Source organism: Henriciella marina, from assembly GCF_027213945.1.
In the GTDB taxonomy this organism is placed as follows: domain Bacteria; phylum Pseudomonadota; class Alphaproteobacteria; order Caulobacterales; family Hyphomonadaceae; genus Henriciella; species Henriciella marina_A.
In genome coordinates, this window is record NZ_JAPWGW010000003.1 from 331755 (window position 1) to 344202 (window position 12448).

Annotated in this window: 13 protein-coding genes; 7 read left to right on the top strand and 6 right to left on the bottom strand. The window is 64.6% G+C overall.

From position 1 onward, the window contains the following. Positions 1-79 precede the first annotated feature (79 nt). Positions 80-964 carry an oxygen-dependent coproporphyrinogen oxidase gene (gene hemF / locus O4G74_RS10845; RefSeq protein WP_269402625.1) on the top strand — a complete coding sequence of 295 codons (885 nt, stop codon included), beginning with the start codon at positions 80-82 and terminating at the stop codon, positions 962-964. A gap of 31 nt (positions 965-995) precedes the next feature. Beyond that, positions 996-1484 (top strand): TspO/MBR family protein, encoded by a 489-nt coding sequence (locus tag O4G74_RS10850; protein ID WP_269402626.1) that lies wholly within the window; start codon positions 996-998, stop codon positions 1482-1484. A 12-nt stretch (positions 1485-1496) separates the two neighbouring features. Here the strand turns inward: O4G74_RS10850 and O4G74_RS10855 are convergent, their stop codons facing one another. Genes O4G74_RS10855 through O4G74_RS10880 form a run of 6 tightly spaced genes read right to left on the bottom strand, consistent with a single transcriptional unit; the run spans position 1497 to position 5077 of the window. Further along, positions 1497-1883, bottom strand: a complete 387-nt coding sequence (locus tag O4G74_RS10855; protein ID WP_269402627.1) for a type II toxin-antitoxin system death-on-curing family toxin — start codon at positions 1881-1883, stop codon at positions 1497-1499. Next, complete coding sequence (locus O4G74_RS10860) at positions 1880-2173, bottom strand: AbrB/MazE/SpoVT family DNA-binding domain-containing protein (protein ID WP_269402628.1); 294 nt, start codon at positions 2171-2173, stop codon at positions 1880-1882. The genes O4G74_RS10855 and O4G74_RS10860 overlap by 4 nt, the downstream gene beginning before the upstream one ends. Before the next feature lie 54 nt (positions 2174-2227). Then, entirely contained in the window at positions 2228-3424 is a 1197-nt protein-coding gene (locus O4G74_RS10865) for a CCA tRNA nucleotidyltransferase (RefSeq protein WP_269402629.1), read from the bottom strand. Next, entirely contained in the window at positions 3421-3849 is a 429-nt protein-coding gene (locus tag O4G74_RS10870; protein ID WP_269402630.1) for a hypothetical protein, read from the bottom strand. The genes O4G74_RS10865 and O4G74_RS10870 overlap by 4 nt, the downstream gene beginning before the upstream one ends. Then, the gene (locus O4G74_RS10875) at positions 3846-4481 is read right to left on the bottom strand and encodes a CoA pyrophosphatase (protein WP_269402631.1); all 636 of its coding nucleotides are present in this window, start codon (positions 4479-4481) and stop codon (positions 3846-3848) included. Before O4G74_RS10875 ends, O4G74_RS10870 begins: the two co-directional genes overlap by 4 nt. 8 nt (positions 4482-4489) lie before the next feature. Further along, on the bottom strand, positions 4490-5077 hold the full coding sequence (locus O4G74_RS10880; RefSeq protein WP_269402632.1) for a DUF1285 domain-containing protein: 588 nt from the start codon (positions 5075-5077) through the stop codon (positions 4490-4492). Positions 5078-5144: 67 nt separating this feature from the next. On the opposite strand from O4G74_RS10880, the gene O4G74_RS10885 reads away from it, so the two are divergent. Genes O4G74_RS10885 through O4G74_RS10905 form a run of 5 tightly spaced genes read left to right on the top strand, consistent with a single transcriptional unit; the run spans position 5145 to position 12401 of the window. Further along, entirely contained in the window at positions 5145-6134 is a 990-nt protein-coding gene (locus O4G74_RS10885) for an AAA family ATPase (protein WP_269402633.1), read from the top strand. Between the two features lies 1 nt (position 6135). Beyond that, complete coding sequence (locus tag O4G74_RS10890) at positions 6136-6600, top strand: hypothetical protein (RefSeq protein ID WP_269402634.1); 465 nt, start codon at positions 6136-6138, stop codon at positions 6598-6600. Next, complete coding sequence (locus O4G74_RS10895; protein ID WP_269402635.1) at positions 6590-7453, top strand: DUF58 domain-containing protein; 864 nt, start codon at positions 6590-6592, stop codon at positions 7451-7453. Before O4G74_RS10890 ends, O4G74_RS10895 begins: the two co-directional genes overlap by 11 nt. Beyond that, on the top strand, positions 7450-10365 hold the full coding sequence (locus O4G74_RS10900) for a DUF4159 domain-containing protein (protein ID WP_269402636.1): 2916 nt from the start codon (positions 7450-7452) through the stop codon (positions 10363-10365). Before O4G74_RS10895 ends, O4G74_RS10900 begins: the two co-directional genes overlap by 4 nt. Continuing rightward, positions 10362-12401 carry a DUF7408 domain-containing protein gene (locus O4G74_RS10905; RefSeq protein ID WP_269402637.1) on the top strand — a complete coding sequence of 680 codons (2040 nt, stop codon included), beginning with the start codon at positions 10362-10364 and terminating at the stop codon, positions 12399-12401. Before O4G74_RS10900 ends, O4G74_RS10905 begins: the two co-directional genes overlap by 4 nt. Positions 12402-12448 lie beyond the last annotated feature (47 nt).

Genomic DNA, 12448 nt, shown 5'->3' on the forward strand with positions numbered 1-12448 from the left:
GTGCGTCAATGAAGTCGGGCAAATGGCGGTTTGCTGACTGGTGCGCCTGTACTATGGCCTGCTGGCAAAGAAGGTGACCATGACTGATAAAGACCTCGAATCACAAAAGACCCTGGCTCGGACCTGGTTTGAGACCCTCCAGGGCGAAATCATCGACAGCTTCGAGGCCATCGAGGCCGAAGCCGAGCCGCCGCATTATACCGGCCCCGCCGGCACTTTTGTGCGCACGCCCTGGACACGCGGCGACGGTGCTGAAGACCTTGGCGGTGGCACCATGGCCATCATGAAAGGCAAGGTCTTCGAAAAGGTCGGCGTGCACGTGTCCTGTGTCTATGGCGACTTTTCAGAAGCCTTCCGCGCGCAGATCCCGGGCGCTGACAAGTCAGGCGGCCGCTTCTGGGCTTCCGGCATCTCGCTGATCGCCCATCTTCGCAATCCGCGCGTGCCTGCGGTTCATATGAATACGCGCATGCTCGTGACCAGCGAGAGCTGGTTTGGCGGCGGCGCAGACCTCACCCCGCTGCTGACCTATCAGCGCGAGCCAGACTATCCCGACACGGTCGACTTCCACGCCGCCATGAAAGAGGCCTGCGACCGTCACGACGCCAGCTTCTATCCGCGCATGAAGCAGCAGTGCGATGAGTACTTCCACCTAGCCCACCGCGACGAACCACGCGGCACAGGCGGCATCTTCTATGACCGCCACAATTCCGGCGACTGGGACGCGGATTTCGCCTTCACACAGGATGTAGGCCGCGCCTTCCGCGACATCTATCCGACCCTTGTCCGCCGCCGCATGAATGAAAGCTGGACCAGTGATGAGCGGGAGGAGCAACTCGTCCGGCGCGGGCGGTATGTGGAGTTCAACCTGCTCTATGACCGCGGCACAACGTTCGGGCTCAAGACCGGCGGCAACGTCAACTCGATCCTGTCGTCCATGCCCCCCGTCGTAAAATGGCCGTGACCAGCCGCCAGTCCCCTGATATGACGGCAGAATGAGCGAGACGAGCAAGAACAGTCCCTGGCGGATCATCATCACCATCATCGCGCTGACGGCAGCCGTCGCCGCGCTTGGCGGTCTGGTGTCGAGCGGCAGCCAGGACCCTTGGTATGCTGCCCTTGATAAGGCGCCCTACAATCCGCCTGACCGGGCCTTCGCCATCGTCTGGCCGATCCTCTATTCGCTCATGGCCCTCGGCGCGATCATCGTGCGTCTCAAGGCAAAGTCCTTTGCGGCTGCCAGCGCCGCTTTCGGCATGTTCTTCACCCAGCTCGCCGTAAACCTCTCATGGAGCTGGATATTCTTCGGCTTTCAGGCACCGCTGATCGCGTTCGTCATAATTGCGGTACTACTCGTCCTGATCGTGCTGATGATCCGCGCCTTCAATCGCCACTCGATCATCGCAGGCATCCTCCAGGTCCCGTATCTCGCCTGGGTCTGCTTTGCCGCCTATCTCAACGGTTTCATCGTCTACGCGAACTAGGCTTGTCGCCGCTCAGACTGGCTCGACATTCTCACGCAGCCAGCCGCCATACTGCTCGGGTCCAATTTCACCAGCGGCCAGCATCAGCGTCCATGCCAGACGATCAGCCATCGGCGCCGTCAATATAAAGCCGTTCACACGCAGGAAGGTGAGACAGGCAACATAGCCCGTCCGTTTGTTTCCATCGACGAAAGGGTGGTTCTGGATGACGCCAGCGCCATAAAGCGCGCCTAGCGTACAGATATCCCGCTCTGCATATGCGTAGGCGTTTAGCGCCCGCGCCAGAGCGCTGTCCAGCAGCCCCTCATCGCGTAGCCCTCTCGCCCCACCATGCAGCTCAAGCTGGCGGTCGTGGACATTGAGAATGAAGGACTTATCGAGCCAACGCGGCTCGCTCATTTGGCAAGTGCCCGCAGTACGGCGCGGTTCTCGGCCATGACCTCCTCAGCCATGGCCATAAGGTCGTCAGCTTCCCGGTCCACAACGGTCAGTTCGATGCGCCCGTCCTCGGACTGGACGACATCTACCGTGTCGCCCTCCTCAACACCGAGAGCAGCTAGCAAGTCGCGCGGCAAGATCACGCCGAGGGAGTTTCCAACGCGGCGCACTTTCATGCTGGCCGAAACCGGCGGCGAGAGTTGGCTGGCTCCGGTCTCCCGGACGCCTCTTTCTCTTTTCTGATCAGTCATAGAACGCTCCGCTGTTGGAACATAAGTTATAACAAACTCGCGCCCAACGGGCAATCACTGATCTTTCTCCAGCCGCGCCAGCAGCTCCTCGCGTTCAGGCTGGAAGTCCTGGCCCATCCACCACTCCTCGAGCGCGCGCAGTGCCTCGCCGATCTGTGGGCCCTTGAGGCCAGCCGCCAGCGCATCCTCGCCGCCGACCGGAAACTCCGGCCGCTTCCACGCGCGGATGGCATAAAGGTGGTCGCGCACATTCTCGCCAGAGGTAAGCGCCCGGTCCACCACAGCCTGCTTGCCATGCCAGTAGAGCGTGCGACGCAGCTCCACCCCAGTCATACCGGGGATCTTCGGAAGATTGTCGGCGGCCCACATGGTCAGCCGGTCAGCCTCCGCATTCGAAAGGCGCAAGCGCTTGCTCACCGCCATGACAGATGGCGCACTGCGGTCGATCAACGCCATCAGCCGCAGCATCGGGTCTGCCCCGACACCGGCCAGCGTCTCACTCACGCGCAAATCGTGCAGCCCGTCCAGCGTCTCGCATTCCGGCACCAGCAGCGCGAGTACGCCGCTTTCTTCCATGGCAAGAACAGCCTGCGTAGGGCCCGGCGCGGTGAGCAGCTTGCGCAGCTCTTTCCAGATGCGCTCAACGGCTATCTGGCGAAGCCCTTCCTTCTGGCGCTCGCAGGCGGCCTGGCCTTCGGCGTCGATCCCCGCACCATACCAGGCATTGAAGCGATAGAAGCGCAGGATGCGCAGATAGTCCTCACGCAGGCGCTCATCGGCGTCCCCGATAAAGATGACGCGGCCGGCCTCTGCATCCTCCAGCCCGCCGCCAATCGGGTCATAGAGCCTGCCGTCTGCATCCGCATAGAGCGCGTTCAGCCTGAAATCGCGCCGACCGGCATCCTCTGCCCAGTCATCGGTAAAAGCCACGACAGCGCGTCGGCCGTCTGTCTCTACGTCGCGGCGCAGGCTCGTAATCTCGAAAGGCTTGCTCTCGATAACGGCCGTGACCGTACCATGCTCTATACCGGTCGGAATGGCGCGGATACCCGCAGCCTCAAGCGCGTCCACGACCGCCTGCGGCTCCAGCTGCGTAGCGATATCAATATCGTCGACGTCGCGGCCCATGATGGAATTGCGCACGCAACCGCCGACAAAGCGCGCGCAGTCGGCGCGCACAGCGTGCAAGGCGTCGATCACGGCGCGCGTTGTGGGCGCGTCGATCCAGTCAGTCTTGGCAAGTTCAGTCATTGCGGGGCAGTGATCCTGTCTTGCGCGTCATCGCGCGCTTCGGGGTCCAGCGGGCCGGGAGGTTCATTTGGTCCAGCAGGGTCGGTGCCGCCCAGACCAGACGCGCGGCCACCAGGATCGCGGCTTGCTGGCAGGCCGAGCTCATCCCTGCGCTTTTCGCATGGCACTTCTCTCGCCGCCACGATGCGGCCTGTTTCCGGGTCTGTATAGGAACGCTGGATGCACATGTCGCGACCGCCCCGGTCCACGAAGATCAGGACAATCCAGGCAAGCACGGCCAGCCCCGCCCCGGTCGCGAACAGGATAGTGATCGGCCACGGTTTGCGGCCCTCCTCAATGGCTTCCTGCCGTGCCAGCCGCCAGATGCCATAGGCAAGGAATGGCAGCAGGAACAGCACAAGCTGAAACATGATCCTGTAAGTCAAACCACTTCCTCCCCGGGTTCGTACAGCCGTTCATATAAAGCGCGTATGATCCCTGCCGTCACGCCCCAGATGCGGTGGCCCTCATACGGCATCTCGTAATAATGGCGCATCTGCCCCTTCCAGCTGGTCTTCTGTCGCTGATGGTTTGCCGCCTTCATCAGGAAGGAGAGCGGCGTCTCGAACACGCTATCCACCTCGATAGGATCCGGCCTGGCGACGAAGCCTTCCGGCAGCACGCCGAGCACCGGCACAATGCGAAAACCTGTTCCCGTGATGTATGGCGCACCCCGCGCAATCAGCTTCACCTCATCCGGATTAACGCCCACTTCTTCTTCGGATTCGCGCAGCGCCGCCTCGATTTCGTCGGCATCGACCGGGTCGACCTTGCCGCCCGGAAAGGCAACCTGCCCTGGATGGGCCTTCATCGTCATTGGCCGATGGGTCAGCAGCGTGGTCGGGCCATGCTCTCTTGGAATGATCGGCACCAGAACAGCCGCCCGGCGAATGTTCGCAATGCCGTCGGCGTCCAGAAACTCGATATCGCCGCCTTCAGACAGGCGCTCCTCGCCCTCAACAGGGTCGAGGCGCAAGCGCGCACGCGCCAGAAAATCATCCAGGTCGACAAAGGCCATTTGCTTGATCAGTCCCCGGCCGGTCCGATGTCAAAGAACATCCCGTCTGACCAGACACCAAGCCGTCCTTCATCCTCGGGCGAGGTCACGGCCATCCCGGCAAGCTCATAGAAGACAGGTCGCGCCAGCTTGGCCTCCAGTCGCCCCCGCACCAGCAGATAGGGCGACGGCTCCAGCGTTTTCGGGTCGGTCTCGATCCGGAGCGGGTTGTCCACGCCAGCGATCACGACGTCGCCGACATTGGTCACAAAAGCCAGCGTCTGGTCCTTGCCTGCCTCGCCAGCCCGGTCCACGCGCGTCGCGATGAAAGGCGCGTCTTCGACATGAACGACGACCTTTTCATAAGGCGTCACCAGCCAGAATGAACCATCCTCATCCCGGCGCAGGATAGTGGAGAACAGCTTCACCAGCTTCTGGCGGTTGATTCGCCCACCCTCATGCCACCAGCTGCCATCGGCTCGGATTTCCATGTCGATATCGGCCGACCGCTCCGGTGACCATTGCTCGACAGGCGGCAGTTTGCGCCCGCTTGGGTCAGGGGCGATCACTTTAAGCAGGTCGTTCAAGCTGATTGCAGTGTTTTCATTGGATTTCACGTCGCGCTCCGCCATCATTTTGCCTAGACGTAGGTCTGAACTTGGCCGGAGCAAAGACGGAGACCTCATGGCAGACGATAATGACGCGGTTGTGCAGGAGGCTGAAGCCGCTGGCGAAACGCTGGAGAAGGTAAAAGCCGAGATCGCGAAAGCCGTATTCGGTCAGGACCGCGTGATCGAGGTGGCGCTTTCGGCGATCCTGGCAGGCGGCCACGCCCTGCTCATCGGCGCACCTGGCCTTGCCAAGACCCGCCTGGTGGAGGCGATGGGGACGGCCCTCGGCATCAACTCGCAGCGTATCCAGTTCACGCCAGACCTGATGCCGTCCGATATTCTCGGCTCCGAAGTGCTCGACGAAGGCGCCAGCGGTGAGCGCAGCTTCCGCTTCATCAAGGGCCCGATCTTCACCCAGCTCCTCATGGCGGACGAGATCAACCGCGCCTCGCCGCGTACCCAGTCTGCCCTCCTGCAAGCTATGCAGGAACGCCATGTGACCGTGGCCGGTGTGCGACATGACCTGCCAGCGCCCTTCCATGTGCTGGCCACCCAGAACCCGATTGAGCAGGAAGGCACCTACCCGCTGCCGGAAGCCCAGCTCGACCGTTTTCTTCTGAAGATCGATGTCACCTATCCTGACATCGACACTGAGCGCCAAATCCTTATCGAAACCACCGGTCTCTCGGACGCGACCGTCCAGCCCGCAATTGATGGCGAACAGCTGATGGCGCTCCAGCGCCTCGTGCGCCAGATGCCGGTTGGCGAAAAAGTACTGACCGCAATTCTCGCAACCGTCCGCGAAGCCCGTCCTGAGCAGAGCTCTGATGATCGCGTCCGCCGCTTCGTTGACTGGGGCCCGTCTCCCCGTGCAGGTCAGGCGCTCATGCTGGCCTGCCGCGCCCGCGCGCTGCTGCGCGGTCGTCTCGCGCCATCGCTCGAAGATGTCGAAGCGCTGGCAGAGCCTTGTCTCGGTCACCGTATGGCGATGCGCTACGACCCGACCGGTCAGGCGCCGAGCATGCGCGACCTGATCGGTGATCTCGCCAGATCGTCAGGCTGACATGAAGGCTGTGACACCACAGCTGGTGCGACTGGCCGCTGGTCTTGCATTCGGCGCGGCCGCGCTTGCCGCGTGCGAGCGCGATCCCGGCATGCCCACACCTTCTGGCAATGCGCTGGCGGAGTGCTATCGCATGATTGAACGGGCTGAACTGAACCTCAATGTAAGCGGCACTGGCCTGTCCGCATCCGATCGCCGTCTCGTCCGCGCAGAGCTGGATACTGCGCGCGTTCGGGTTTTGCATGCATGGTCGAACCGCGAAGGTGTTGGTCTTTCGGTTGGCGCAATCGAGGACGAAACTGCAGAGGCTGAAAGCTTCCTACTTGGCGTCAAGGCCGAAGCCGGCCTCAGCGATCAGGACCGCATGAGTGAGCGCACAGACGCCGCCAGCCAGCCGACCCAATGGCGCAGTAAGTTCGAAGCCGCCCTCGACTGCACTGACGAGGTCTCCGCGAATGAAGCTTGAGGCGCTCAGAGCAGAAGCAGAGGCCGTCGTGCGCGCCTTGCCGGGCCTCAATCTGAAGGCACGCGCCGCCGATGCGGCCCATCTTGGCGCAGCTGGCCGCAAGCGCGCAGGCACGGGTGAGCACTTCTGGCAGTACCGCCACTATACCCAGGAAGACACCGCCCAACGGATCGACTGGCGGCGTTCGGCGCGCGGGGACGATGTCTATGTCCGTGAAACAGAGCTCGAGACTGCGCGCACCATTCTTTTCTGGTGCGATCCCCAGGAAGGCTTTGACTGGAGCGGCACGCCCGAGCGCCGCACAAAAGCAGATACCGCCCGCATCCTGATGCTGGCCAATGGCCTGATGTTGTCCAAGGCAGGCGAGCGCATTGGCGTTCTCGGCAGCGCGCGCAAGGCAAGCTTCGGCAAGGCTGCCGCAGACAAACTTGGCGAGGACCTGCTCGCCTCTGACAACAGCCAGTTCCCACCACCGCCCCGTTCGCGTGCCATCTTTGCGCTCGCCAGTGATTTCTATGACCCGATCGATGTCTGGCGCGAAAGGCTCGCGCCGCTCGCCCGCGCATCGAAAGAAGGCATTCTCATCGCGCTCAGCGACCCGATCGAGGAAACTTTCCCATGGCAGGGCCGCGTCCGCTTCAGCCGTCCGGGCACGCGACTCTTCCGCCTCTTTGGCCGCGCCGAGACGATCCGCGATCAGTATCTCGAACGCTTCGCCGCCCAAGCCGCCGCCATTGAAAACCTCGCGGCGAGCTTTGGCTGGCAATATGTCCGCCACTCGACCGGAGACGACATTACGTATGGCGCTGCCGACCTGAAACAGGCCTTCGAAGCTTTCGGGGCGCGCCTATGAGCCTCGGTCCGTTTCTCTTCGGCGCACCGCTGGCGCTGCTCGGCCTCATCGCCCTGCCCGTCATCTGGTACATCCTGCGCGCGACGCCGCCCGCGCCGCAGGAGGCCGCCCTTCCGTCGCTTCGCCTACTCGATGATGTCGAGCCCGAAGACGAAACCCCGGCCCGCACGCCCTGGTGGATTCTCCTCCTGCGCCTGCTGGCTGCTGCCGCTGCCATCCTCGGCCTCTCCAACCCTGTCTATGCACCGGGCGCGCAGGTTGGTAGCGAGGATGCAGGCCCGGTCCTCATCGTTATCGACAATGGCTGGACCAGCACACCGCGCTGGGGTGAGCTGCAAGCCGCTGCCTCCAGCGCCCTCGATGGGGCCAGCCGCGATACCGCAGGCCACCTCCTTCTCACCGCCCCGCGCACGCTGAACGCAGACCCGGCCGACCGGCTGACCCGGACTGACCTGTCCGCCCGTATCGATTCGCTCGACCCCGTCTCCTGGGGCACCGACCGCGAAGATGCGCTGGAGCGTCTTGAAGCCTCCGGCATACAACCTGCCCGCATCCTCTGGGCCAGTGACGGATTAGGCAGCGAGGATGCCAGCGCCTTTGCCGGTGCCCTCGGCGAAATCGCCCCGCTCAGCATCTATGCCGCCGCGCCGCGCGGACCGTTCGCGATTACCAGCCTGGCTTCCGCTGCTGACGGGGCCGCCGTCACAGTCCGCCGTGTCGATACCTCCAACAGCGCGCAAATCTATGTCTCCGCCCTCACCCTCGATGGCGCAGCGCTCGCCACGGCAGAGGCAGATTTCGCCGCCGGTGAGGAAGAAGCCATCGCCCGCTTTGATGTACCCGCAGCTGCCCTCGCCCGCGTCGAACGCTTCGCCATTACCGGCGTGCAGGGCGCAGGCAGCGTCTGGCTCTGGGATTCGGCAGACCGCTCCCGCCGTGTTGGTCTTGTCTCCGGGGACTCGACCGCCCAGCCGCTTCTCTCCGACATGCACTATGTCCGTCAGGCGCTGGAGCCCTTCGCCCATATCACGGACGGCTCCATCGAGGAGCTGATCGCCGCCGACCCTGACGCCATCATCATGACCGATATCGGCCAGCTCGCGCCTGAGCTTGAGGAGCGCATGGCCGAATGGGTCGAGGGCGGCGGCGCGCTCATCCGCTTTGCAGGCCCGCGCCTTGCCGCGCAGTCCGACAGCCTCGTGCCGACACCGCTCCGCCGTTCCTCGCGTGCCATTGGCGGCGCGCTGACATGGGAAGACCCGCAAAGCATCGGCAGCTACCCTGAGACCTCGCCCTTTGCGGGCCTCTCCTCCCCTGCCGACATCAAGATCCGCCAGCAGGTCCTTGCCCGCCCGGCCCCGGAGCTTGCCAGCCGCACCTGGGCGCGCCTGCAGGATGGCTCACCGCTGGTGACAGGCGCGAGCCGCGGACAGGGCACGCTTGTCCTCTTCCATGTTACTGCGGGCCCCGACTGGTCCGACCTTCCCTATTCAGGCACCTTCGTCGAGATGCTGAGATGCGCCATTGCCGCTGGCCGCGGCGAAACCATGCAGGACGAGGAAGGCACCTATACGCCTGAGGTGACGGTGAACGGCTATGGCCGCCTTGTCAGCCCCGGCCCGAACGCCTCGCCCATCGCGGCAGCTGATCTCGCAGGCGCCGTCCCATCTGAATCCCACCCGCCCGGCCTTTATCGCGGCCCCGGTGGCACCCGCGCCATCAACACAGCCGCAAGAGGAGTCCCCGCCCTCGTCACCAACTGGCCGACCAGTGCGCGCCTCCTCGGTGACGCCGAAGCCCAGACCGTCCGTCTCGGCGGGCTTCTTCTGGGGCTCGCAGGCCTGCTGATCGCGGTCGACCTTCTCGTCGCGCTGGCGCTGGCCGGACGCTTCCCGTCGCTCCGGCGCGGCGCCCATGCGGTGATCCTCATCGCTGGCGCGGCAACGTTGGCACCGCTCAGTCAGCCGCCAGCCCACGCCCAGTTCGACGAGATCAGCCCCAACCCCTACAGCTACGCCATCTCGCCCGGCTATCGCGGCACGGAGATCGAGCAAAACGGCGAGATCGACAAGGCAATGGAAGCCCTGCTCGAGATGCGCCTTGCCTATATCGAGACAGGCGACAGCGAGGTCGACGCCGTCACCCGCGCGGGTCTTCGCGGCCTCTCCCTCACCCTCTTCCGCCGCACTTCGGTGGAGCCGGCAGAGCCACACACCGTCGACCCTGAAACCGACGAGCTCGACGTCTACCCGATGATCGTGCTCGCCCTGCCGGACAATGCCACCCCGCTCAGCTCTCGCGCGGTCGAGCGCCTCAACGCCTATCTGCGCAATGGCGGCGCGCTCTTCATCGACACGCGGCGCGGCGGCAATGTCGCGAGCAATAACAGCTTCGCCGACCTCGACCGCGTCCTGCCCGGCCTCGACACCCCGCCGCTTCAGCCGGTCAGCCAGGAGCATGTGATGACGCGCAGCTTCTACCTGATCGACGGGTTCGCCGGGCGCTATCAGGACCGCCAGCTCTGGATCGAATCCTCGGCCGGTGCAGCAAACTCATCCGCCCGCCGTGGCGACGGCGTCTCCGGCCTTATCATCGGGGACGCGGACTATCTCGCCGCCTGGGCCATTGATGAAAGCGGCCGCCCGCTTCTCAGTGTCGATGGCGGCGACCGTGAGCGCGAAATGGCGCGCCGCTTCGGCGTGAACCTGATGATGTACGTGCTGACCGGCAATTATAAGGAAGACCAGGTCCACATCCCGGCCCTGCTTGAACGCCTCGGTGAGGGTGAAGACGGCGCAGAGCCCGCCCCCGCAGGCCCGATGCGCGAACCGCCGCCGCGCCTCCCCGGCAGCACAGACCAGCCGGATATCGAGGAAATGATCCGCCGCCAGCAGGAAAGCACGCCTGAATGACCGAAGCTGGCCGCATCTCGCTCGATCCGCTTCTCGGCTGGCCGCTGCTCTGGGCGCTGCTCGCGCTCTGCCTGCTCGCCTATGGCGCCTATATCCGCTGGCGTGGCCGCGCCTGGCTGATGCGCGCGGCCGTCCTCACCGCGCTTGCCGCCGCCCTCGCTAACCCCGCCTATGTCCGCGAGGAACGAGACCCCCTCCCCTCCGTCGCCGCCATCGTCGTTGACCGCTCAGAGAGCATGAGCTTCGGTGAGCGCGACGCCATCGCCGACGCCGCCCTCGAAGAGCTGCGCGCCGATATGGACGCCGACACCTCGCTTGAGGTCCGCTTCGTGGAGACAGGGTCCAGCGCCGACGGCACCAACCTCATCGCCTCCCTCGAAGGCCTGATGGCCGACGTCCCGCGCGACCGGATCGCGGGCGCCGTCCTCGTCACCGATGGACAGGTCCATGACGTGCCCGAAGACGCCGCCCGCCTCGACGCGCTCGGCCCCATTCACAGCCTCATCACGGGCGACCCGGACAGCGGCGACCGGCGCATCTCTCTCGTGCGCTCACCGGACTTCGGCATTGTCGGCGAGGACGCCGCCTTCGTCGTGCGCGTCGATGACCCTGTCAGTGCGCAAGCCACCGTCACCTATTCCATGAATGGCGGAGAGCCTGAAGAAATTACCGTCCAGACCGGCACCGACACCCCCCTCCCGGTGGAGATTGAGCGGCGCGGCGACAATATCCTCGTCGTCGAAACCCCGGCAGGTGCACAGGAGCTGACCCTCGCCAACAACCGCACCGCCGCGACCCTGTCCGGCGTGCGCGACCGCCTCCGCGTTCTCCTCATCACCGGCAAGCCGAACGCCGCAGGCCGCGTCTGGCGCGACCTCCTGAAGTCCGACCCCTCGGTCGACCTTGTCCACTTCACCATCCTGCGCCCGCCCTACAAGCAGGACGTGACCCCGCTGGAGGAAATGGCCCTCATCGCCTTCCCGACAGAGGAGCTGTTCGAAGGCAAGCTGAATGAGTTCGACCTCATAATCTTCGACCAGTATGAGCGGCGCACCGTCATCACCATGTCCTACCTCGCCAATATGGCCCGCTATGTGGCCGATGGCGGCGCCCTGCTGATCGCGGCGGGTGAGGATTTCGCAGGCCCCGCCTCCCTCGCCAACACACCGCTCTCTGCCGTCCTCCCGGCCCTGCCCACCGGCACCATCCAGGTCGGCAAGTTCAACCCGCAAATCTCTGACACCGGCGCGCGCCACACCATCACAGAGACCCTCACCGGCCAGTCATGGGGCGACTGGGTGCGCTATATCGAGGCCGTGCCCGAGGTCGGCGATGTCCTGATGACCGCCCGCAATGGCGACCCGCTTCTGGTCGTCGACCGCGTCGGCGAAGGCCGCGTCGCACAGATCCTCTCGGGCCAGATCTTCCTCTGGGCGCGCGGCTATGATGGCGGCGGTCCCTTCGCAGAGCTGATCCGCCGCACCGTCCACTGGCTGATGAAAGAGCCAGAGCTTGAAGAGCGCCAGCTCCTCCTCGAAGCGCAGGGCGACACGGTGCGCGCCCGCCTTCGCACCCTGTCAGACACCGCTCCCACATTGAGCGTCGAAACCCCGGACGGCGAAACCCTGAACCCGCGCTGGACCCAGACCGGCCCCGGCGAATTCACCGCAGAGCTCGCCATAGACCAGCTCGGCCTCTTCCGCGCAGAGGCCGGCGGCCTCGAAGCGGTGGCCTTGAACGGCCCCGCCAATCCAAAGGAATACGCCTCCCTCGAAGCGACCGGCGACGTGCTCGCCCCGCTCTCAGCGGCGACAGGCGGCGGCGTCTATGAACTGACCCGCCCGGGCGCCAGCCTGCCGGACATCCGCCGCGTCAGCCAAAACGCCAACGCCGCGGGTGGTAACTGGCTGGGTCTCGAAGAACGCGGCGCCTACGCCGTCCGCAGCTCCACCAGCCTGCCCCTCCTGCCGGGCCTATTGGCGGTAGCGCTCATTCTGGTTTTCCTGATTTTGGCCTGGCGGCGCGAGGGGCGTTAAAAAACACTCATATTGATGCCTTGCCATCAGCGAACAACGAAACGGCG

Excerpts from the sequence above, each read along its gene's own strand:
- O4G74_RS10860 (WP_269402628.1), bottom strand. The coding sequence starts at position 2,173 with ATGACTGATCAGAAAAGAGAAAGAGGCGTCCGGGAGACCGGAGCCAGC.
- O4G74_RS10850 (WP_269402626.1), top strand. The coding sequence starts at position 996 with ATGAGCGAGACGAGCAAGAACAGTCCCTGGCGGATCATCATCACCATC.
- O4G74_RS10865 (WP_269402629.1), bottom strand. The coding sequence starts at position 3,424 with ATGACTGAACTTGCCAAGACTGACTGGATCGACGCGCCCACAACGCGC.
- O4G74_RS10900 (WP_269402636.1), top strand. The coding sequence starts at position 7,450 with ATGAGCCTCGGTCCGTTTCTCTTCGGCGCACCGCTGGCGCTGCTCGGC.
- O4G74_RS10885 (WP_269402633.1), top strand. The coding sequence starts at position 5,145 with ATGGCAGACGATAATGACGCGGTTGTGCAGGAGGCTGAAGCCGCTGGC.
- hemF (WP_269402625.1), top strand. The coding sequence starts at position 80 with ATGACTGATAAAGACCTCGAATCACAAAAGACCCTGGCTCGGACCTGG.
- O4G74_RS10890 (WP_269402634.1), top strand. The coding sequence starts at position 6,136 with ATGAAGGCTGTGACACCACAGCTGGTGCGACTGGCCGCTGGTCTTGCA.
- O4G74_RS10855 (WP_269402627.1), bottom strand. The coding sequence starts at position 1,883 with ATGAGCGAGCCGCGTTGGCTCGATAAGTCCTTCATTCTCAATGTCCAC.
- O4G74_RS10905 (WP_269402637.1), top strand. The coding sequence starts at position 10,362 with ATGACCGAAGCTGGCCGCATCTCGCTCGATCCGCTTCTCGGCTGGCCG.
- O4G74_RS10895 (WP_269402635.1), top strand. The coding sequence starts at position 6,590 with ATGAAGCTTGAGGCGCTCAGAGCAGAAGCAGAGGCCGTCGTGCGCGCC.
- O4G74_RS10875 (WP_269402631.1), bottom strand. The coding sequence starts at position 4,481 with ATGGCCTTTGTCGACCTGGATGATTTTCTGGCGCGTGCGCGCTTGCGC.